Here is a 22,300-nt window from a genome sequence, read left to right as displayed (position 1 = left end):
CTTAAGAAACGGCAAACGCGTCGACCATGGCGTCGAGATTTTCGCTGACGCGCTCGTGTGCCACCCCTACAGTCGGGGGGTAGAGCAAGACCTGCTCACTCAGACCGTCCCACTGCCGCAGCTGGTCGCGCACTTCATCGGGGCGGCCGGTAATGGCAATAGCGTCTATCATCTCGTCGCTCACTTCGGCGGTCATGGCGGCAAAGTCCATGCGCTTGAAAGCCGCCGCTATAACCTCGCCCCTGTCGCGCCAGCCGTGCGCGTCGAGGATGGTGTGGTAGAGCCGGGTAGTGAAATAGAACGCGATCTGCATGCGCGCCTCGTTGCGGGCCTGCTCAACGTCGTCGCTGACCGAGCAGATGACGTAAGGCGCCAGCTCGCAGTCGGAACCCTCGAGAATGGGCAGCACGCTGTCGGCAATATACTTACGGGTGTACACCGGGTGTCCAACCAGGCCGTCGGCCACCGCGGCCGCGGCGCGCACCATGGGCCGAGCGACGCCGGCCACGTAGACCGGGATGCTGTCGCGCACCATTCCCGGCCGGGCGTAGAGCGGAACGTTGGCATTGTAGAACTCTCCTTCGAACTTGAGCCCACCACCCCCTGAAGCGGCAAAGGCAGCCCTGACCAGGGCCACTACTTCTTTCATTCTAGCGGGTGCCGGCGTCTGCCAGGCAGATGAGTACCAACGTTCGTTCATGCTGCGGGTTCCGCTGCCCAGGCCCAGCACCATGCGTCCGCCCGACAGCTCGTCGATGTCCATGGCCGCCGACGCGGTCAGCAAGGGGGTGCGCATAAAAGCGTAGGCAATGGCGTTACCCACCGTGATGCTCTCGGTGGCTGCGGCCACGGCCGCCAGGCGCACGTGGCCGTTCTGGTTGAAAAACTCTATCGTCCAGGCCGAGTCGAAGCCGGCCTGCTCGGCGCGCCGGGCCACCCTCACCTGGTCGGCTATCGTCGGGGCCGCGAGTACTATTCCGTATTTCATCCTGCCTGCCTCATCCTGCCCGTGGCAGTCCTTTCAAGTTTTTTTCTTCCCGTCTTTCTCGTTGGCATCGCGGTAGCGTTCAAAATGCAGCACCTCGTCCACGGACCTGCGTACGGGCCGACGGTAGGCGACCGCCGGCCAGCCCACGGCTATCAGGGCGCAGCTCGGGTTGTCCTCGGCCAAGCCCAGGTACTCGTCCACCTGGCGACCGTGGGCCAGGTGCAGCATCGTCAGGCAGGCACCCAGTCCAACCGCACGGCAGGCCAACAACACGTTCTGTATGGCCGGAAACACCGACTGGAACTGCGGGTCACCGCGGCGCAGCCGACCGGCCACGAAAAGATGCACGGGCACTTCGTGCAGGTGATCGGACAACCAGGCGGCCGATTCTATGTTACGCCGCCTCGCAGCCGGAAAATCAGGCGCCTCGGCCGCCTCGCGGGCCGGCGCTATGTAGGCGTCAAAGGCGGCACGGTAGCGTTCGGCCACCCAGGCCCTGCGTTCGGGCTCGGTCACGGCCACGAAAGTCCAGGGCTGGCGGTTACCGCCACTGGGCGCAAAAGTCCCCGCCTCGCAGACCTTGCGCAGCAAGCCCGACGGAACCGGATCGGGGCGCAACCGCCGTATCGACAAGGTGGTACGTATGCCCTCGAGCAGGGGTACGTCTTCACCTATGCTGGCCACATCTACCTGGCCCGGAACTGGGGGTTCTTGTTTCATGCAGCCGCCCCCGTGATATAGCTGCGCGGCCCGAGCGACGAAACCCACGGCCCCGCGTGCCCACGGGAGTCGCTTTAAAAAACTCGTGAAAATTCAATTGGCCTTACCTGCAGCATCTTGTTTTCGCATTGTTATCTTCGCCTCGCTCGGCCTGGTTGCACTCGTGACAGCGTCGCCAGGGGTGGCCGGCGGCGAAGAAGCCGCCGCCGGCGAAGAAGCCGCCCTGCTTCCGACCGTGCTGGTCGACGACGACCGCCTGGCCGATGACCGCCTCGCCGACGAAGAGAGCGCGCGCCTTCTGATCGAGCAGCGCCCGGGTGGCGTGAGCCTCGTCGGCCGCGAAAATATCGAAAAATCAGGCGCGCGCGACCTCAAGGACGTGCTTGCCGGGGTACCGGGCCTGCTCCTGCTGCGTCGCTACACAGGCGAGCAGGAACGCTTGTCCATCAGGGGCTCGGGTTTGCGCAGCAATTTCGGCCTACGCGGCGTGACCGTACTCATCGATGGCTTTCCGTTCACCGGTGCCGACGGTTTTACCGAGACCGAGGCCCTAGACCTGCTCAACCTGCGAAGGGTTGAAGTCTATCGCGGGGGCGAGGCCCGGCGCTGGGGCGGCGACACCCTCGGTGGTGCGATCAACATGATCTCCCGCACCGGCCACGATCTTGCCGGCAACGGGAGTTCGGGGAGCGAAGCCTGGCTTGAGTCCGGTAGCTGGGACACCAGTAAGCTTCACGTCAGCACCGGCCACGCCGACGAGAACACGGACTCGCTGTTGGCCGTCAGCCATAGCAGTAGCGGTGGCTTTCGCCGCCACTCGGCCTGGGACCGGCAGCGCGTGTACGCGTCACTGGGACGACGCCTTGAACAAGGCCGCTCCTTGAGAGGCGATTTCATTTACGCGCACAGCAACACCGACCTGCCCGGTGCTCTCACGCCCACTTGCCCCGCACCGCCGGCGCCCTGCACCGACAGTTATTCCATCGACGACCGCGCGGCCGAGCAGAGTTACGTTGACCAGGGCGCGGCGCGAGATCTCGAGTACTACCGCGCCGCCGGCCGACTGGACGTGCCGCTATCGCCGTCGTCCACCCTGTCGTTGTTTGGACAAGCCGCTTACGAAGACATGGACCAGCCTCTCAGTTTTGGTGTAATCGACTGGCAGCTCGACAACCTCTCGGCCGAGGCGAGGCTGCTGTCGCGGGGCGACGCGGATTCGCGACTTCGGCGACTGGACGCCGGGGTTAAACTGGCCAGGGCTCACCAGCTGCGCTCACTCTACCGCGCCAACGGCGGACTGCGTGGCGACCTGCGCAGCCGCTTCGTCGGCGAAGCCATTAACGCGGCTTTTTACGCCGACCAGTCCATCCGCCTGGGCCAGCGCGTTGACCTCGACCTGGGGGCGCGCGTGCAGTACTCGCACCGCTCGCGCGAAGACCGACTGTCGGACGACTACGACGGGACCCACTACTGGTCGGCCTCGCCGTCGCTGGGACTCTCCTGGCACCCGCGCGAAAATCACCACGTCTACCTGTCAGCGTCGCACAGCTACGAGCCGGCAGTGCTGCTCGAGATAACGTCGACCGGAAACCTCGAGAGCGATCTCGACACCCTGCGACCACAACGCGCCTGGCTGTTCGAAGCCGGCTGGCGCGGCCAGCAGGGCGAACGGCTGCGATGGGACCTCGCCGTTTACGACAGCGAGTTGCGCAACGAGATAATAAACATCAACACCACTCCCTTTCCCGGCGCCGGTTTCACGATACCCGGTTTCACCAACGTGTCAGCCTCCCGGCACCAGGGAATTGAGCTGGGCCTGGACCTGCTGCTGGCGCGGGGGCTGGCCCAGCGCCGCGGACGTGCTGGCGACGACAGCCTGGAACTGTCACTGACCCTTAACGCAGTGGAATTTCACTACGTCGACGACCCGCTGTACGGCGATAACGAGATGCCGGCGGTGCCGCCACGCTTTGGCGGCGTGGCCCTCGATTACCAGCACGAGGACGGTTGCTGGGCGCGCGCGGGCATGGAGTTTGTCAACGACTACTCGGCCAATGGCCTCGGCACGCAAGCGGTACCCGGCTGGGAACTGTACAGCCTCGCCGCCGGTTGGCAACTGAACGAGCAGCTCGAAATCACGCTGGAAGTAGAAAACCTGCTCGACCGGCGCCACGTTTCCACCGTCGTGGCGGACAGCGACGACGACCACTACATTCAACCGGGTCAGCGGCGTACGCTGTCGGCCGGGCTACATTACCTCTGGTAGGAGAACATCCAGGCATGGAACGCTTAGTTAAAAAATCAATACTTGTTACCGGCGCCGCCTCGGGCATAGGCCGTGCCACCGCCATCAGGCTGGCGTCAGAGGGCGCGAAGATACTGGCGAGCGACGTCGACGAGGCTGGTCTCGCGGCCACCTGCGAGAGCATAAGCGCTGACGGCGGAACAGCGTCGGCGATGATCTGCAACGTGGCCGATCCCGAGCAGGTGGACGCCTGCGTGGACGCGGCCGTGCAACGTCACGGCGGACTCGACGCGCTCTGCAACATAGCCGGTGTGCTGCACGCCGACATAGCCTCCAACGTCAGCCTTAAAATCTGGCAGCGCATGATTGACATCAATCTCACCGGCACCTTCCTCATGTGTCAGGCTGCGCTCCCCCACCTCGTCGAAACGAAGGGCGCTATCGTCAACATGGCATCCATCGCCGGCCTGAGCGGACAGCCGTTTTCGCTTGCCTACGCTGCATCGAAGGGCGGCGTGCTGGCGCTGACTTACACCCTGGCGGTCGAATACGGAAAGCGCGGCCTGAGAATAAACGCGATCTGCCCGGGCGACATCACTTCGGGCATGACCGAGAACTTCGTATTTCCCGAGGGAGCTGACCTCAAGTTGCTCTACCGGGTAATGTCGCTCACCGGGGCACGACCGCCCGAAGCCGTGGCAGGAGTGGTGGCCATGTTGGTTTCCGAAGACGGCATCCACATCAACGGCGAATACATACGCGTGGATGGTGGCACCCGTGCCTGAGCAACAGTCGGTAGTAGTGGTCGGCGTCGGAGCCGCGCGTGGCCTGGGCGCAGCAATCTGCCGACGGGCGGCAGCGTCGGGGGCCACGGTTTATGCCGCCGGCCGTACTCTCTCGCGCCTCGAAGAACTGGCCGAAGACATAGCGGCCAAGGGCGGCCGAGCGGTCGCCGTGGCCACCGATACCACCCGGGAAGAGCAGGTAGCAGCCCTGTTCGACCGCGTGCAGGCCGACGCGTCGTCACCGCCGGTGCTGGTTGCCTACAACGCCGGCAACGCCGTCATATCGCCTTTCGTAGACACCGAAACAGCGGTTTTCGAAAAAGCCTGGAAGGTAGGCTGCCTCGGCGGCTTTCTGGTCGGACGCGAGGCAGCGCGACGCATGCTTCCCGCGGGCGGCACCATCAGCTTTACCGGGGCGAGCGCTTCGCTGCGCGGCAGCGCTGCCTTCGGTGCCTTTGCCGCGGCCAAGGCCGGCCTGAGAATGGTGGCCCAGTCCATGGCCAGGGAGCTGGGCCCGAAAGGCTTGCACGTTGTCCACATGTTGGTCGATGGCGGTATCGCGGGCGAGCGCCTGCTCTCTCGTTTTCCAGACCTCGCAGAGCAGAAGGGTGAAAGTGGCATGCTCGACCCCGACGCCATTGCCGATGCACTGTGGAACGTACACCTGCAACCACGCTCAGCGTGGACCCACGAGCTTGACCTGAGGCCGTGGAGCGAGAGTTTCTAAGCCCGCTGCCCCAAATATTTTCGCTGCGAACCACCCGTAAAACAACGTGAAAAAAGGCCACGCGGGTAAAGCTCAGAACAGTCCATAGAAGTCAGCCCCCCTGTCGGCTAGCATGGGTGAATCGTGGCTTTTTCAAGCAAGGCTTCTGTACTCAACAGCGATTTCGCACGCAGGCTGGCGCACATTGCCGAGCGCGGCGCTACGCTCGCGATGCCGGGACTGCGAACGGCTGGCTTTATGGCCCTGAGCTGGCGCGATCTCGCCGGCCTCGGTGGCCCCGGTGACGGTATGCCGCTGGTCAAACCCAACCTGTCGATGGCCGTAAAGGTCGCCATAGACGAAACCGTCCGGGCGATGCTCGTACCCAACCTCCCCCTGCCCTCTGCCGCCGAATTGCACCGCGTGCGAGGTGAGTTTCAGGAGGCAGCTGCGTTGTACGAGTCACGTGGTTGGAGCGCCAATCCTGCTCTCTACCACCGCCAGCCACCGCCGATCACTTCGCCGCAGATTTTTCGCCGCAGGGTTCTGGGGCTCGACGTCGAGCACCTGCAGTTTGACAGTGACTACCAGCCGCGCAGCGGCGAGCCGGGCGCCGACCGCTGGCTGGCCCGCAGCGCAAACCGTAAGGGACACGCCTGGCTGCTGCGACACCACGACCGCCCGCGGCCGTGGCTGATGTGCATACACGGCTACCGCATGGGCCAGGCCTCGGCCGGGCTTGCGGCCTTCCACGCCCGCTACCTGCACGAAGAGCTGGGGCTGAACCTGGTCATGCCCGTACTGCCCCTGCACGGTCCGCGCGCCGGGCGCCATCGCAGCGGCGAGGGATTCATGGTCGCCGACTCCATGGACACGCTGTTCGCGGTATCGCAGGGTATCTGGGATCTACGCCGCCTGCTCAGCTGGGTCCGTGGACCCGGCGAAGCGGTGTCGACGGGCGCTTACGGCATATCGCTGGGCGGCTACCACGCCTCGCTGCTGAGCAGCCTCGACGGCGCGCTCGACTGCGTGATTGCCGGCATTCCCGCCACCAGTTTTTCGGCACTGGCGCGTGAGCACCTGCCTGCCTCTGTGCGCACCTGGCTCGAGCGCGCGGGGGTCAACTGGACGATGATCGACAACCTCCAGCGAGTGATCTCACCGATGTCCCTGCCCTGCCGGACGCCTCACCGCGGGCGACACATATTTGCGGGCGTGGCGGATCGATTGGTTTCTCGCGGACAGGTCAACGAGCTCTGGCACCACTGGGAGCGACCGAACCTGCACTGGTACCAGGGCACGCACCTGTCGTTCAACCTCGACCAGGGCGTCAACGATTTCATTGGCCACGCGCTGGACTCGACCGGCATGTCTCGCGCAGCCGCGGCGCGTAGCAGCGAGCACGCGAGCCGCGCAGCCTGACCGGGTTCAGTCGGCTATCTCTATCCAGGCAGGCACCCGAGGCACCGAGTCGCTGCCGAGGTCCAGACTCCAGCGTTGTCCCCCCTCGCTGTCGGCACCACCGCTTTCAACAAATCCATGAGCTTCGTAGACACCGGAGGCCGGTGCGTTTTTTTTCGTGGGTAAAAAATCACCGACCAGTGCACCGGCACCGGCAGCACGGGCCTCGTCGGCAATCAGCGCCAGGATGGCGGTCTCGACCGTGCGGCCTATGACCCGACAGCTCATGAGAAAACTGTCCAGCTCCCATGCCTTGGAGCCCTCGCGCGCGATAACGACCGAGACAATGCCGCTGTCACCAAAACGATCGACCAGCGAGAAAGCTCGTACGGCGGTAGCATCGTCATTCAACAACAACGCGGTCTCGGCTTCGCTGTAACGCCGCGTTGTCATGTTGAACTGGTTGGTCTTCTGCGTGAGCTGGGCCACCCGCACCAGTTCGCCCTCGCCCACTTCGTGCACGCGCAATCGCATATTGAGAGAGCGGTAGAAGTCGTCGAGCGAGCGACTGCTGCCGCGCAGGGTTTTACGCTCTCCCTCGGCTCGGTAGAGTTCGCCGCGGCGTGAATCTTCGGCGCTGAACGACAAGGATTCGAAGTAGCCCCGGCGGGAGAGAAGGCCCGGCAGCTCGGCCGGTTCGGCGGGCACCTGCACGGTGCTCACCCCCGGTAAGCGCGACCCAACGACCTCCAGCTCATGCGGGCTGTCGTCGACGAACACAAAGCTGTCCAGCCCCAGCGACAGCTCTTCGGCCAGCTCCTCGGTGTTACTCGCCTTGTCCTGCCAGTTGACCCTGGTAGCGGCAAAATCACCCCACCCCAGCAGCATGTGGGGGTGCGAAGCGAAGAGCCCTCGCACTTCGTCCTCGTTGTTCTTGCTGTTGAGGACCAGGAGCACGCCGCGGGCCGCCAGCTCCTTGAGCTCCTGCTGGAAAGCCACGAAAGCATTGCCCGGGTAGTCGGGGCCCAGCTCAACACCATCGGCGCCGTCTTCGCCCAGCACCCCACCCCACAGCGTGTTGTCGAGATCGAGCATCACTACCTTGGCCGTCCTGCCGGCCAGCGCTCGCAGGTAAGCTGCGTACTCGCGCGACAGCTCCAGCAAGGCGGCCGGCCCGTGCGGTGCCCTCGCCGAGTACCAGTGGCGGGGTTGAAACCAGGCGGCACCCGCGCGCCGAGCCACGCGCTCAGTGTCGACCAGGTGCAGCGCCGGCCTCGACTCGGCGCATTGACGAAGCACTGCGTTGAAGCGCTCGACTCGCGCACGTACCCCCCCGGGCTGTTCGTAGTCGACCACCCCCAGGGGCACAGCCGCTGGGCAATCAAAGGTGTGGGCCAGTACCGTGCTCCCCCGGTAGCCGTCGGCAAGCCCGTCCAGCAACACAGCGAGGCGGGCCTCGAGCTCGCTGTCTTCGTCGTCGCGACCGCCGACCCCGGACAGGCCAGGCAGCAAGTCTTCAAGCCGCCAGGCCAGCACCACGGCATCGGGTTTAAACGCCGCGAGCCCACTACCCGGCTTCAGCACCTCCTGTTCCAGCTGGCCAAAGCCACCGAAGTAGAGCTCCACGGTCACCCCGTGCGCCAGCGCGAGCGCGCGCAGAAGCTCGCGCAGGGGCTCAACCGTGTAAGTAGAAAGAAATGCGACCTTCAAGCTAACCGCATCAACTGAAGTCTCGGCCATCCGGTCGGCCAACCAGCGGTACTCGTGGGCCGGGGCCCCTGCAAAGCAGCGTTCAACGAGCAGGCGATGGGCCGCAGCCTTGTCACCGTCGGCCAGGTAGGCCTGAACGCTTTCTTTTAAGGTCCTGGAATGGTCGCTGCCTGCCATGAGAGAAACAGCCGCGCGGGCGACCTCATTGACAATAGAGACAGCTTAGCCCGCTAGTCAAGACAGCGCCCGGGCCCACGCAGCCCACCGGCCCAAAAAAGCGCTCAGCGCGAGCCGTTCGAAAGAGCGCAGAGTCCGGCAAAGTCCAGTCGCAGGCTGGCCGCGGGGACCACATCGCCACCGTCAAGGCTCAAGCGAGCGCTGATTTTCCAGACCGACTTCCTACGGCTCCGGTCCACTAGTTTGAGCTTGGCGGGTAGACCGTAGGCGCTTCCCTTCCAGGTGTAACGTCCGCGCCCCGGCCGCGAGCGGTTCCAACCGGTATCGTCGCTGGCAATAAACAAGCCCTGGCCCTCCGGGGCACCAACCTCGGCGAGAGATAGATTGAGCCTGGGATCTGCACTGGTAAAATCGCCAAAGTAATCCAGGAGCAGACCCTTGAGGGCAAGCCTCCCTCCACGGGACTCTAACTTGCGAACTTCGAAGAGATTAGCCGAACAAGCCTGCGGACAGGCACAGGACGAGTCACACTGCCCTGGGCAGGCCTGGTCGTCGGCCTGGTCACACTCTTCTCCGTATTCGCGCAGCCCATCGCCGCAGGACGATGCCGGACTGGGCAGCGACACTGCCAGCAGTTGGTACTCGGCTGCGCCCTTGGCAGAGGCAACCATCGCGTACCAGTCACCAGCGAGGGGTTCAGTGACCGAGCAGTGGCCGAACGGGCCACCTCCAATACTGCGGCAATCGAAGTCAGCCTCGGTTGCCGGCGCCCCTGCGCGCAGGTAAAGGTCCAGGTCGCTGTGACTGTCATCGACGGAATTGAGGGTTGCTGCCACCGCGGACGAACCAGCCGGTACGGTAAACTGGTGGTGGTCCTGGTCCTTCTTGTCCGCGAGGGCATCAGCAAAGCCCACGTTGGCCGATGCGTCAAAAATCACGGCTGCCTGTTGTTCGGCTCCTTCGCAGCCGGCGGCTTCATCGACAATGCTGTTCACCCAGTCAGCCCAGGCGGCGACGCTGGTGTCAAAGCTGTGATCACCGGGACCGCAGTCGGAGCGGGTACCACCCGAGGTCACGCCCGCCAGCCTCGGGCCATCTCCCTGGTCAACGAACAGCGGGCCACCGGAATCGCCGTGACAAGTATTCGAGGTGCTGCCGTCAAAGTTCCAGCAGATGTTGCCGTTGTCGTAGCCCGATTCGCAGCCAACCGTGGTGACGTCCCCCATCCGCTTGATGCCAAAATCAGAGGCCGCGCCGTCGGTGCGACCATAGCCTACCAATACTGCCGCGCTGCCCACGGCCGGTGTGACGCCGACCATCGCGGCGGGCACAATTCCTTCTACCGGGCGATCCAGGGTCACCACCGCGAGATCGCCAACAGGGTAGCTGTAGCCCGGGTTCACCAGCACCGATTCAGCCCGGTACACGCCTGAGCCCTGCAGGTAAACTGAGTACAGGCCCTTGTAAGGTGCGCCCGCTCCCTGGCACTGCCCACCGGACCAAGGGCAGACGCAGTGGGCCGCGGTCAGGAAACTACGACAACCGATAAGCGTGCCGCTGCAGGTCATGCCCGAGTTCCACGGGTTGCTGCCGTGCAGAAGCATTCCCACCTCGGGATAGTCAAAAGTCGCGGTACCGTTGACTATCCTCCCGCTGGCAGCCCCGGTAGCCAAAGCGGCAGTAAACACAATGGCCAACACGAGCGCGCACGCAATCGCGGCCGACCTGATCCTGTACCGAATGGGAACCACCTGACACTCCAGCCCCCCGTTGTCTTCCAGACAAAAGACTGCAGGGGAGACGGGCAGATAACAGCTAGCCCGAAGCTAGGGAAGCGCCGCATAGTGATAAAATCCGAATTATAGATAAACACTGCAGATATCTTTGTGTTGATACCGCCTGCACACCACAAGGGCCGTACAGCCCAGCTTAGCCCAGTGAATATTGAGGTGTTTTACAGTTGAGGCTCTACAACGGCGGATGCCGCCAGGGGTTCGCGCCATCTACGGGCAACCGACAAGCCCGGGCCGGCCGTTGAAAACCGCAGCACCGTGGCGCCGGCCACACCCACCCTGCTGTTTTCGTCAAATGACAACGGCGCCAGCAAGCCGGTATCGAACCCGCGCAGGCCGGTGAGCGATGCCATGAAACGAGGTGTGGTAAGACGACGGCCAGATCTCCGCAACCCTTCTCTCAGCAGCAAGCCTCCAGCCCAGGCCGAGATTTGAAACGCGCGGTAGCTCCCCGCAATTCCTTCTCTTTCCATCACCGCGAGAAACTCCCTGCTACGGCCGGCGTCTAGGTCCGGCACCCCGGCAGGCGAAACCAGGCGCAGTCCGGCGAGCAAAGCCGGGGGCAGGCCGGCCAGGCCGGGGGACAGCCTTTCGGCGGGTCCCAACAGCAGCGGGTGCCAGTCTTCGGCAGCGGCCAGGCGCAGGAACTCTGCCGCTCGCTCTCCATCGGCAAAGAAAAATACAGCCGAGGGCCGTTGGCCCGCTGTTCCGGCCGCGACGAGCTCCGCCACGACAGACTCAACGCCTCCCGCAGCTGCCAGTTGGATACTCGCCGACAGCGTCTGGTCGTAGCCGGACAGTTGGCTTTCTACACCCAGCTTGCCCGCCAGCCCCTCGGGACCAGAGTCGTGCAGCAGCACCGCGCCCCCGCCCAGGCCGGGTAGCTCGGCCACCAGATGATCGACCAATACCCTGGCCTGGTCGGCCACGGAGGTAAAAACAAAAAAGGTGTTTCGGGCGGCGCCGTAGCCGTCACTGGCAGGTACCGCCAGCGGCGCGACCAGCGGAACGCCGGCTTGTTCAAGCGTGGCCAACGCAGCGGCCCCCAGGCCCATGCTCGACAAGAGGCAGAACGGGCGTTCGCCCGCCAGCAACTCGTCCACCGCGGCAACGCCACCGGCATCCACCGACGGATCGTAGTGCTTGAGCTCCAGCAGCAAGCGCCGACCGTAGGCCCCGCCCTGTTCGTTGGTGTATTCTTCGAAGGCCGCGAGCACACGCTCAACCTCGCGGGCGGGGGCGGCCAGCGGTCCAGCGGAAGGCAGCAACGCGGCGACCCTCACCGCATCTTCTGCTACCCCTGCTACAGGCTCTCGCCCCAGGTGGCGCATGTAGGCCAGCAGGTCGGCCAAGTCGTCGTCGTTGATACGGTAGCGAGGCATGGCCGGGTGAAGGCTGTTGCCACCTGGGTCGAGACCCGACCTGATCGCCATTGCCAGCGCCTCGTTGTCGTAGGCCGGCCGCTGCCTGCCGAAGTCCCTGGTGGCATCGGCCGCGAACGCTAAGCGCGACGGCCTGATGTCGGCAGTGGTGACGCCACCTTCAATGACACCCGCGCCGTCGTGGCCGTGACAGTTTACGCAGGGAAACTGGGCCGCATCGACTTCGAGGCCCGGCCCCGCCAGCAGTGCCTTCACCTGGCCCGTGGCCCTGCCCTGCTCGTAAACCGACTTGCCGCGCTGCTCCTGTTCGCCCCAGCCAGCCACTGCCGGATCGGCAACCAAGGCAACCAGCACCCCACCCAGCGCCGCCACGACGAGTAACCGCGCTGGCAGTGCCGCCGTCATCCTGTCAGCCATCTTCTTTATCGACCGCGAGCAGTTTTCGTACTTCACCCGCCAGCGTTGCCACCGAAGCGCTCGGGCGCATTTTGACCCAGTGTTCGCGGCTGACATTTCCGAGCAGGAACAAGGGCGAGTGCGCCTCGGCAAGACTATTGTGAGCACCGAGCCTGCGCGTTACCTGGTCGAGACTTTTTTGCTCACCCGTAAGAAAAAACCAGCCGTCACCAGCCTTGTAGCGGTCTGCAAATTCAAGCAACTTCGCCGGTGTGTCGTTGTCGGGGTCTACCGAAATCGATACGAAGCGCACCGTCCGCCCCATTTCTCCACCGAGTTCCTTGTAGAGTTCCGACATCTTGGCCGTCTGCACCGGGCAAGTGCCGGGGCAACGGGTAAAGATGAAGTTGACGACCACTACCTGGTCCTTGAGAACATCGCTGTAGAACTTCAGCTCTCGACCGCGTTGGTCAAGCAAGATGGATTCGGTGAACCAGCTTCGCGCGGCCTCGTCTCCGTCGCGGGCGGCAGTGACAGAAACGGGGGTGGTAGTAGCTTGAGTCTCGGCGGCGGCGGCCGCGGCGGAACGGGTTACACCGAGCAGCAGAAAGCACACCAGGGCCGTCACGCTCACCGTTGCGAAACTAATCGTCGAAGTTTTAGAGCTCGAGCATTTCATCGCTGGTTTTCTTCTGCCGGCTCCGCGGCAACCGCTCCCGGCCCCGCGATCCGTGCCGCGACGAGCGCGTCCACTCGGGCCAGCACGTCTACCGGACGCGGAAAACCATAGAAGCGTGTCCAATCGCCCGTGCTGCCGTCTCCCACCAGGATCATCGCCGGGTGCGATTCAACCTCGCTCGAGTACGCACCCAGGCCGACCAGGGCCCTGTCGACGTCGGCCTTCTCGCCCGTGAGCCAGGTCCAGCCCTCTCGCGCCCCGTAGCGAGCGGCGGTTTCCGCCAGCCTCGCAGGCACATCGGTGACCGGGTCTATGCTCAGGCTCAACAGCTTGACCTCGTTGCCCAGGCGATCACCCAGCTCCTTCTGCAGGCCTGCAAAAATTGCAGACTGCATGGGGCACACCGACGGGCAGGTAGTAAAAATGAAGTTCATTACCACGATCTTCTCCCCGACCAGGTCACTGACCAGCATCATGCGCTTGCCATCCTGGTCGAGCAGCGGCACGTCGATAAGCCTGACGTCGCCAGCGTCGTTTCCCCCCGCGCTCACGCCCGCGGCCGTTGCCGCCCGCATCAAGAACGGGCAAGCAAGCATCGCTGCCGATAGCAGCACTGTGAGCAAGCCTTGTTTCATCTCGTCGCTCCCTGCGACACGTCGGCGTAGTCCCTTCCAGCATCGCCGAAACCGATGCCCAGCGAGCGTGCCTCCACCTGCACCAGGTAACGGCCGCCGCGCGGAAAGGTGACACCCGCCTCGTACACGCCGTCTTCTACTTCCTTGGTCCAGGACCTCGCGCTCCAGTTCTCGCCCGCGCGAAAGGTTATCAATCTCAGGTCGTCGAGACCGGTCAGGGGACGGCCATCGCGACCGTCGACCACCTGGTAGCGCAGGGTCACCTCGTCACCCGGGGCGAGATCCTCGCCCACGAACAGTCCGCGGAACAACGGCTTCACGGCTTCCCCGTGCCCGGGCTCTCCCGCGACCTCGAACTCAAAACAGGTCACTACCCGTGGGCTGCCCAGCACGAAGGGAACATCGTACACCCCGGGTTCGTCCAGGCGGGTAACCGTCTCGTAGACGCCCGAGTTGCCGCGCTCCCGCAGCGAGCGGTCGTAGAGAATCACGCCCAGCGGGTTCGACGCCCATGTCTTGAACGAACCCATCGGAGACATCATTCCGTCGGTGTAAAAATAGATGACCTTCTCGACCGGGTTGGCCACCACGGCGCCGCCCTCATCGGGCAGAATGTCCATGGGCAACAGGCCCGGGCGCACCATTCTTCCCTCGGGTCGCTCAACTCCCATGGGGATGATCAGCACCGGTGCAGCTTCAGCATCCGCAAGCGCAGAGAGCTTTACCAGCGACAGGTTGGAACTGTCGGCGTGGTAGACGTAGGCGAAGATCGAGCTGAAAAGAACGTGGCTGGGTTTTTCCTCGAGCGCTACCCTGCGCGACAGCCTCGCAGCTGCGGTATCGATGATGTCAACCGCGCGCGCCTCGGGGTTGATCACGAATACCCAGCGTCCCTGCGGATCGGCTTCAATCGTCGTGGCGCCCTCGGCGACATCGATCTCCACGGCAGCCCGGCCCTCGCGGGGGTAAGCGACCGTAACCGTGTTGCGCGAAGGGTTGAGCAGGTAAAAAGCGCCGGCCAGTTCTGCCCAGGCGACCTGAAGTGAGCCTTCGCCCACTTCGAGAGAAGATACGACTTTCATGCTCCCCGTATCGATCACCGACACGCGGCCGGCACCCCCCGCTGACACGATCACGTAGCGCCCCTGTTCGTCGAAGGCAAAATCTATCGGGCCTCGCCCCACTTCGATCGAACGAAGTTGTCCTTGGCCGCTTGGGGCCAACACGCTGACGGTACCCGAATCGTCGTTGCCCACCCACACAAAACGACCGTCGGGTTGTACTTCTATCGACCGCGGCGCGTTGCCCACTGCCAGGTAGGCAGCGACTCGTCGGCCCTTGACGTCAACAACGGCCACCTTGTTATCGTCGGGCAAGGTCACCCAGGCCAGCGCCGTGTTGGGGTCAAAATCCCATGCGTGCGCCTCGCCGTCCAGGAGAATGTGGGCCTTCTGGTTGGAAGTGTTCAGGCTGACCATGGGGTTGAGAATAGAGACTGAATTGTCAGCGTTGAGGGTGAGGATGTAGTAACCGTTGAGATCGTCGTCGGCGTGCGTGACACCGAACTGCCCCATGCCGCGTATCAGGTTTTCGCACTCCTGCTGCGACGGCGCGGGAGCGCCCTTCTCGCGCGGGCTGAGCCAGGCAGCCGGGTGCAACTGCGACAGTCCGAAGCCAGAATCGGGATCAGACAGTCTGAACTTGACCAGAAGGTCCCCGCCCGCCCTGATTGCCTGACCCGCCTTGGAATCCAGGTTGTGTACCGAGAATTCAACGCCCGCAGGCTTGGAATCCGCGGCATCCACCGGCACCGGGCAGCCGAAAACCATCGCCAGCGGCAACAGGATCGCCACCGACAATCCCACCTTTCTTTCGTATTTAGGAAACCCCCGCAAGCTGTAACCCCTTATAAAAAGTTACCCTGTCGGGGGAGTTCAACAAGCCCCCAAACGGGGAAACAGCGGCCCGTACCCCCCGTTAGGGGGGCAGAACAAATTAATCCGCCAGCGACCGGGCCAGTTGCCGGGCTATAGCCGTCAGTCGACTTCCAGCCGGCCCCAGAGGCCACCCGCCCGACCGTACCCCGTGCCGTCGTGATAGAGCCATGTGCCGGCGCGCGCGCCGCCTTCCAGGTCCATGGTACGGGCCACGAAGGGGGCTATAATGCTCGCCCCCCCGGTGCCCGCCATCGGTTGGCGGTTGTCCGGATAGTCGTGCCCCTGCACGAGGAAGGTGTGCTGCAGGGGACCGCCGGAGGGCTGCAGTACGTGGAAACGAACCTTCTGCCCGTCGGCTGCCCTGAACAAAGGTGTCTCGATAGGGCCGCTGAAAAAATCGGAGGGAAACGCCACGTCATTCAAGTCTACGGAAGTAGGAACGCCCAGCCGCGCCCAGAAATTCTCGGTTCGGTAATTGAACGCCTTCTCGGCCTGATCGACCTTGGCGTCGGGAATCCTTCCCTGGCCCGTGAACAAGTCCAGGTCTTCCTGGTAGAGAACTACGAACTCGCGAAAGGTTTCACCAGAGGCCGTGGTCACGTCTACCGCTGTTCCCGACGAAGCCGCCGTGCCGGTCACGGTGTCGGTCCAGCTGGCACCGGCTTCTTCTATTACCAACGCGCCGAGCAAGCCCTGCCGAGCATCGACCAGGAAGTCGCCGTAGGAGCGCAGGTTGCCCGGACCCAGCTCCTCAGGCTCGGAAAATCCGTGCCACGTATAGCCGGCGAACCAGTGGTAGTTGATAGTCTCACCGGGCATAGCGGTCTGGAGAAAGTTCAAGCCCACGTTGGCACCGTCAGAATAGCGTACGTCGTAGGACACGCGCTGCGGATGCATCGATACCTCGGTGTCTGGCATGTGGTTAGTCAACGACACCGTGATGCAGTCGCCGGAGTTGGCCCTGAGCACGAGCGGCTCGACGGCCTTGGTACCCGCCGCCAGTGCGGCCCGGTCCTCGGCCAGCAAGAAGATACGCGCGTTGGGGTCGTAAATGTCCTCGCGCTGGTTGTACACCAGCCGGCCGCCGGGCAGCAGGTCGGCGGCCCGCCAGGCTTCGACCTCGAACAAGCGCGCGGGTGAATCCTCAAGGCAGTCGTTGCGCTCGCCGGCAGCCGCGGCGGCCAGTTGCGCCGACCTGAGTTCAGAGTCGCTGGCATCAAAAGAAAGCCCGTCAGCAAACACGCGAATGAGACCCCAGCTTCCGTCGTTCAAATGATCATTGGCGCCGAAATGGTACAGGTAATCGGCCACGCCGCCGCCGGTCACCGGCGGAGCCACGCCCATGTCGCACTCGAAGTGTTCGGATATACCTATGGGTTGGCCCTGAACCATCGGGGACCCAGAGTCGTCTATGGCCTCGGGCCACAACCCGCCGTGAAGGTTGAAGCTGTGCTGGGCCTGTTGTGCGCCCTGTATAAGCCGCACCTGCATTCGTTCGCCCTCGCGGGCCTTGAATATCTCGGTAAAGGGGTCGCCGTTTACCCAGGAGCTGAACGCGCCGGAAGGTACGCCGTTACCCGAGTTCAGCGTATCCAAATCGGCATCGGGATGAGGGCCGCCGCGTCCGGCAAAAGGTTCGTTACGGTAGTTTACTACGTCTGTTCCACCCTTACTCGATATGGCCTCTGGCTGGGCCGGCGCGCCTATGGGCACACCCAGGGGCGTATAAAGAAGTGCAAGATCGGCCACCGCCATCATGAACTCACGGTGGTCCATATTCATGCACCATTCTTCTTCAGGGCAGTCGGCGTCCGAGTTGCAGGGCAACGGTTCAACGGCTACCGCCTCCCCGCTCACCGTGCAGGTCTTGCTGTCCGCGGCAATTATGTATGCCTGCGTACCCACACCGCGGGCGGGGTCGAGCGGCAGCGAAAGATCATCGGTCAGGTCGGGCGTGAGCCACTGCGAACCGGCAGGTTCTATGGTGAGCGCGTTGTAAAAACCGTGCTGCTGGCCGGTAGACGGAAAAAAGTGATCGTGGGTAAACACCGTTCTTATGCTGCGGTCCTGGCCATGCTTATTGAGCAAGGGGTCTGCCCACCACCTCTGCGTGGTGGTCTGAAAGCCACCGTCGGCCGTCAGCGTCGTGGGCACCCCCGAGGTTGCGCCGTCGCCCCACACGTTGACGGGGTTGCCCGCCGCGTCGTATCCCGAGGTGGCCGACCCACCGAGAGCATTGCTGGCCGCCGTCCATTCGGCGATGGCTTCAGCAGAGTAAGTACCGTCTTCGTAGTTCCACCCGTTGCCCGAGCCATCGGAGCTTGTCACATCGAACTTGACAAGGTGGATGTGCTGGCCAACCACATCAGCGGGCGTCCTCACCTGGAAATCATCCAGGTCAAACTCCTTGGGCGCGCGGTTGGTGTGCTTGAACGTGACGCACTCACCCGAGTTAGCCCTGAAGAAAAACGGATCCGCCGTGGTCGTTTGTCCCTCGTAGAGAGAAACGTCTGAGTCGAGCACGTTTATGCGCCCCTGTGGGTCGTGCCAGCCGGCCGCGTTGGCCAACAGGTCGAGCTCTATGTACGACACGTGGTAGGTGCGGTGGGCCGTGGTGCAGTCTTCACAACGCAATGAGCACTCGGGATCCCAGGGTTTGCCCGTGCAGCCGTCCATGCAAGCTGCTTGGTACTCGCCCTGCTGGGCGCTGCCGCATAGGGGCGGACAGGGCTCAGCGTAAGGGGCACCGGCGGTGGAAGGCAAGCCGTTCAGTTCAAAGAAAGCTGCGTCACCCTCGGGGGTGGTGGTAGTCACACCGGGGCTGGCGTGAAAAGCCATCGCGGCCTGCTCAAGCGCCGTTCCCTCCTGGGGCAGCACCTGTATGTTGGCGACCTGCACGTCGACGTGGAAATCAAAACTGGCAGCCCCCGCACCCGTGCTTCGCTGGCCGCCGTCAGTAAACACGTGTCGCGGCAGTCCGCCGTCGCTGGCCACGTCAAGCGGTGCTTGTGGAGCCCGGTGGCCCGCGACCTGCGCCATGTAGAAAGGATACCCGGGCAATGCGTTCGGCCCGTAGCTGGGATCGGGGGCCATCGCGTAGTCGGGCATTGGAACAAGCGCGGGTATGGGCGTGCCGCCAACCGTCACCCCGGTGAGCGGGTTTGTTCCCGGTCCCAGTTCTCCGTCCATCAGGCGACGGGTTCCATCCTCCAGTACATCGTGTGCTCTCCACAGCTCCCACATGCCCTGGGCAAAGTGGGGATAGAGATGGCAGTGAAAAATTGAATCACCGACGACCTTGTTGCGGTTGCCCGCGCCACCGTACTGGATCTCGTAGGTGAAATTACTCATCGGGCTTATTGCCTGCGAATCAAGGTATACCGAGTTGTCGTCGATACCCTCACCCGCGTTGGCCAGCCACTGGTGAGCGTGCAGGTGAAAGATATGCGTTTCTCTCGGGCCCGCGTGCAGGTTGCGGAATTTTACGTTGTCGTTGATATAGCTGTGGTGAACGTTGGAGGGATCATCCTCGAAAACATTCAGCAGGGCCGGGTCACCGCTCACGGCTGACTCGAGGAAGAACTCTTCGTAGGGGCACTCCAGGCAGTTCGCAGCCGGCCCCTCGCCCAGGCGGTTGGCCAGCAGGCGCGAGCCCAGGCCCTCGGAGCCGTAATTGATGGCAAAAGAATCGCTCACCGGCTTGAGTACATCGTTATCAAGTTGGGGGTATCCCTGGGTCAGCTCGATCTCGTCGTGAAAGATTACCGAGAACTCCCTGAAAGTGGCCTCGGAGGTCGACTGCACGTTATCTGCTGCTTGGTCGTAGGCGATGATCGCGTTGAGATCAGAGTGCACAAGTTCACCGGCGTCGTCGAGCATGCGCAGCACCGGCACTCCTGCAATGTCTACCGCGTCGTAGTTAAGCAGCGCAGGTGCTTCGGCCTGGGACCGCGCCGTCGCCAACTCTGCCGCTGTCACCTGGCTGCGATACCAGCTGCTGCCCTCGGGCTCGACGTTTAAAGCTCCGAAAAGTCCGAGCGAAAGCTGGCCACCGTCGCCACCACCGCCAGCCGGTCCGGCGAGGCTGTAGAACAACTTTGTGCCCTCGTGCCCGGCCTTCCACGAGTAGTCGGTAGACTGCCCCGGTGCGATTCCCTCGAGCCCGGTCACGACCGGGTCGTGGGTGTTGCCCAGCACACGCGTGCCGTTTACCATCATCGAAGCCAGCCTCGTGGTCGTTCCCTTGGCGTTGGGCCTGGCCGGTGCCAGCAGGTTTGTAAAGTGGACCTGCAGAACATCCCCCTCGTTGGCCCTGAGCACCAGCGGGCGCGGGCGCTTGCCTGGCCTGAGCATTACCTGGCCTGGCACTCCGCCCTCCCCTATTGGGTTACCGGCCATGTCGACCACGTCGCGCCGGAGCGCAAAAATCATCCCCGCAGCCTGGTGGCTACCCCAGCGGTTGTAGGTAAGCACCTGGTCCAGCGCTACCACGCCGGCTGAAATTACGCGTTGTGAATCACAGGCCGCGCTACAGGAGTCGGTGTCGCTGCTGTTGCCATCGTCGCACTCTTCCCCGCCGACGAACAGAAAACCGTCGCCGCAGGACGCCGTCTCGCAGCTGTCGAGGCAAGCGTCACCGTTGTCGGAATTGCCGTCATCGCAGGCTTCCTGGCCGACGAAGACAAAGCCATCGCCGCAGCTCGCAACCGCACAATCAGCCAGGCAGGCATCAGCGTTTGAAGAGTTGCCATCGTCGCAGGCTTCTTCGCCCGCGAAGACGAAGCCATCGCCGCAGCTGGCCGTGGCACAGCTATCGAGACAGCCATCGCCGTTGCTGTTGTTACCGTCGTCGCAGGCCTCGCCGGCAGTAGCGTTAGTGGTGCCGTCGCCACAGGCAGCCACCGTGCAATCGCCGTCGCATAAATCAGATTCTCCCGCCGCATCGCACTGTTCGCCCGCGCTGCTGTTGACCTTGCCGTCACCACAGGCGGCAGTACTGCAGTCGGCGTTACAGGAGGCGCTTTCGCCTTCCGTGTCGCAGGTCTCGCCTGCCGTGGCGTTCGTTGTTCCGTCACCGCAGGAGGCAAGGCTGCAGTCGAGATCACAAGTTGTGCTCTCACCCGCCGCGTCGCAAGCCTCGCCTGCCGTCGTGTTCATCGTTCCATCACCGCAGGACGCAAGACTACAATCGAGGTCACAAACCGCGCTCTCGCCCGCCGCGTCGCAGGCCTCACCCGCCGCCGGGTTGGCCTTGCCGTCACCGCACACCGAGACGCTGCAGTCCAGGTTGCACGAAGCGCTATAGCCAGCCGCATCGCAAGCTTCTATTCCAGCCCAGGTATGACCGTCGCCGCAGGACGCATCGACACAGGAGCCGAGGCAGGAGTCGTTGTCGTCGGCGTTACCATCATCACATTGCTCCGCACTGTCGGCTACCCCGTCACCACAGCTCGGCAGTTCGCAATCAGAGCGGCAAGTGTCGGGCGCGGTATCAGAGTTGGCCGCTCCGTCGTCGCACTGCTCGCTGCCCGAGAATAAAAAGCCGTCGCCACAGGTCGCGGTGACGCAACTATCCAGGCAGGAGTCACCGTTGTCGGCGTTGCCGTCGTCGCATTCTTCGGTGCCCGCCCAGGCAAAACCATCGCCGCAAGTCGCCGCTGTGCAACTGTCCAGGCAGGAATCATTGTTGTCGGCATTCCCGTCGTCGCAGTCTTCTGAGCCCGCCCATGTGAAACCGTCACCGCAGGAGGCTGGGGAACAATCGTTGAGACAGGCGTCGGTGTTATCCCCGTTGCCGTCATCACAGGATTCGCCGGCCGTGCCATTAGTCGTGCCGTCACCGCAGGAGGCCACCGTACAGTCGCTGTTGCAGCTAGCCGATTCACCCGTGTCGTCACAAGTCTCGCCGGCCGAGGCATTTACGGTACCGTCACCGCAGACAGCCAGGCTGCAATCGCTGTCGCAGCTGGCCGATTCACCCGAGTCATCGCATTCTTCGCCGCTGTCTACCGTCCCATCACCGCAGACCGCAGGGGTGCAATCGCTGCGACAGGCATCTGCCTCTGTATCGGAGTTAGCGTCACCGTTGTCGCAGCTCTCCTGGCCGGCCCAGACAAAACCGTCACCACAGCTCGCCGCGCGGCAGTCTCCGAGGCAGGCGTCGTTACTGTCATCGTTACCGTCATCGCAAATTTCGTCGAGCCTGTTGTCCATGCCGTCGCCGCAACGCGGTACCACGACCTGCAGTTCAAGGCTCCGCCTCGCTGCTGCGTCGTACATGCAAAGCAGGCAGTCAAGCATGTCGTTCTTTTCGCCGGTGACATCCCAGCCAGCCACGGTAAAATCACAAGCGTCTCCGAAACCCGGACAGGTGGAAGGGTATCCAGCCAAATCATAATTAATACGCGAACACTTGCCCGCCATCGAACGTCGTGCCTTGGTCGCGTAGCCCGACAGCTCGCCCGCTACGCTCGCCGGCCTGTTGAGTAGACACGAGGTCGACATGTCGGCCTTCTGGCATCTTTGCAGTGCCCTGGCCGCCTTTTTGAACAGCTTGTCTCCTCCTGCAGCAAGCTTGGTGCTGCAGGCTCCTAGCGGATTAGAAGGAAATCTATCCCCTGCCTGCTGTTGCTCGGCGCCCACTGCCGTCAAGGGAACAAGCAGCATCAACACCGAACATAACAGCGCTGTCCGAATCGTCTTGAAGACCGGTAGATAAAATGGTTGAGAATTGTTCATCGCGGACT

General features: G+C 63.4%; 13 protein-coding genes. 4 read left to right on the top strand and 9 right to left on the bottom strand.

Features of this window, described 5'->3' with window-relative positions; all coding sequences use genetic code 11:
- Window position 1: 1 nt before the first annotated feature.
- Complete coding sequence (locus EYQ35_09950) at window positions 2–988, bottom strand: LLM class flavin-dependent oxidoreductase (GenBank protein HIF64457.1); 987 nt, start codon at window positions 986–988, stop codon at window positions 2–4.
- Window positions 989–1,021: 33 nt separating this feature from the next.
- Window positions 1,022–1,708 carry a nitroreductase family protein gene (locus EYQ35_09945; GenBank protein HIF64456.1) on the bottom strand — a complete coding sequence of 229 codons (687 nt, stop codon included), beginning with the start codon at window positions 1,706–1,708 and terminating at the stop codon, window positions 1,022–1,024.
- An 85-nt stretch (window positions 1,709–1,793) separates the two neighbouring features.
- Here EYQ35_09945 and EYQ35_09940 point away from each other — a divergent pair, with 85 nt between their 5' ends.
- From EYQ35_09940 to EYQ35_09925, 4 genes are all read left to right on the top strand, one after another.
- Entirely contained in the window at window positions 1,794–3,974 is a 2,181-nt protein-coding gene (locus EYQ35_09940; protein ID HIF64455.1) for a TonB-dependent receptor, read from the top strand.
- Window positions 3,975–3,988: 14 nt separating this feature from the next.
- The gene (locus EYQ35_09935) at window positions 3,989–4,738 is read left to right on the top strand and encodes an SDR family oxidoreductase (GenBank protein HIF64454.1); all 750 of its coding nucleotides are present in this window, start codon (window positions 3,989–3,991) and stop codon (window positions 4,736–4,738) included.
- Window positions 4,719–5,465 (top strand): SDR family NAD(P)-dependent oxidoreductase, encoded by a 747-nt coding sequence (locus tag EYQ35_09930; GenBank protein ID HIF64453.1) that lies wholly within the window; start codon window positions 4,719–4,721, stop codon window positions 5,463–5,465. Before EYQ35_09935 ends, EYQ35_09930 begins: the two co-directional genes overlap by 20 nt.
- A gap of 123 nt (window positions 5,466–5,588) precedes the next feature.
- Window positions 5,589–6,866, top strand: coding sequence for an alpha/beta hydrolase (locus EYQ35_09925; protein ID HIF64452.1), 1,278 nt, complete (start codon window positions 5,589–5,591; stop codon window positions 6,864–6,866).
- Window positions 6,867–6,872: 6 nt separating this feature from the next.
- Here EYQ35_09925 and EYQ35_09920 read toward each other — a convergent pair whose 3' ends face one another.
- The 7 genes from EYQ35_09920 to EYQ35_09890 all read right to left on the bottom strand — a co-directional run bounded on the left by EYQ35_09920 (window position 6,873) and on the right by EYQ35_09890 (window position 22,292).
- A complete protein-coding gene (locus EYQ35_09920; GenBank protein HIF64451.1) occupies window positions 6,873–8,732 on the bottom strand; it encodes an HAD-IIIC family phosphatase in 1,860 nt (619 codons plus the stop codon).
- 104 nt (window positions 8,733–8,836) lie between these two features.
- On the bottom strand, window positions 8,837–10,420 hold the full coding sequence (locus EYQ35_09915; protein ID HIF64450.1) for a trypsin-like serine protease: 1,584 nt from the start codon (window positions 10,418–10,420) through the stop codon (window positions 8,837–8,839).
- A 266-nt stretch (window positions 10,421–10,686) separates the two neighbouring features.
- The gene (locus tag EYQ35_09910) at window positions 10,687–12,420 is read right to left on the bottom strand and encodes a c-type cytochrome (GenBank protein HIF64449.1); all 1,734 of its coding nucleotides are present in this window, start codon (window positions 12,418–12,420) and stop codon (window positions 10,687–10,689) included.
- Complete coding sequence (locus EYQ35_09905) at window positions 12,317–12,982, bottom strand: SCO family protein (GenBank protein HIF64448.1); 666 nt, start codon at window positions 12,980–12,982, stop codon at window positions 12,317–12,319. The genes EYQ35_09910 and EYQ35_09905 overlap by 104 nt, the downstream gene beginning before the upstream one ends.
- Window positions 12,979–13,617 carry an SCO family protein gene (locus EYQ35_09900; protein HIF64447.1) on the bottom strand — a complete coding sequence of 213 codons (639 nt, stop codon included), beginning with the start codon at window positions 13,615–13,617 and terminating at the stop codon, window positions 12,979–12,981. Before EYQ35_09900 ends, EYQ35_09905 begins: the two co-directional genes overlap by 4 nt.
- Complete coding sequence (locus tag EYQ35_09895; protein HIF64446.1) at window positions 13,614–15,482, bottom strand: YncE family protein; 1,869 nt, start codon at window positions 15,480–15,482, stop codon at window positions 13,614–13,616. Before EYQ35_09895 ends, EYQ35_09900 begins: the two co-directional genes overlap by 4 nt.
- A 171-nt stretch (window positions 15,483–15,653) precedes the next feature.
- Window positions 15,654–22,292, bottom strand: a complete 6,639-nt coding sequence (locus EYQ35_09890; protein ID HIF64445.1) for a hypothetical protein — start codon at window positions 22,290–22,292, stop codon at window positions 15,654–15,656.
- Between the last annotated feature and the right edge of the window lie 8 nt (window positions 22,293–22,300).

The sequence above is a fragment of the Candidatus Binatota bacterium genome, assembly GCA_012960245.1.
GTDB lineage: Bacteria > Desulfobacterota > Binatia > UBA1149 > UBA1149 > UBA1149.
Note: the sequence above shows the minus strand (reverse complement) of the source record. Positions and strands in the feature narration are given on the sequence as shown.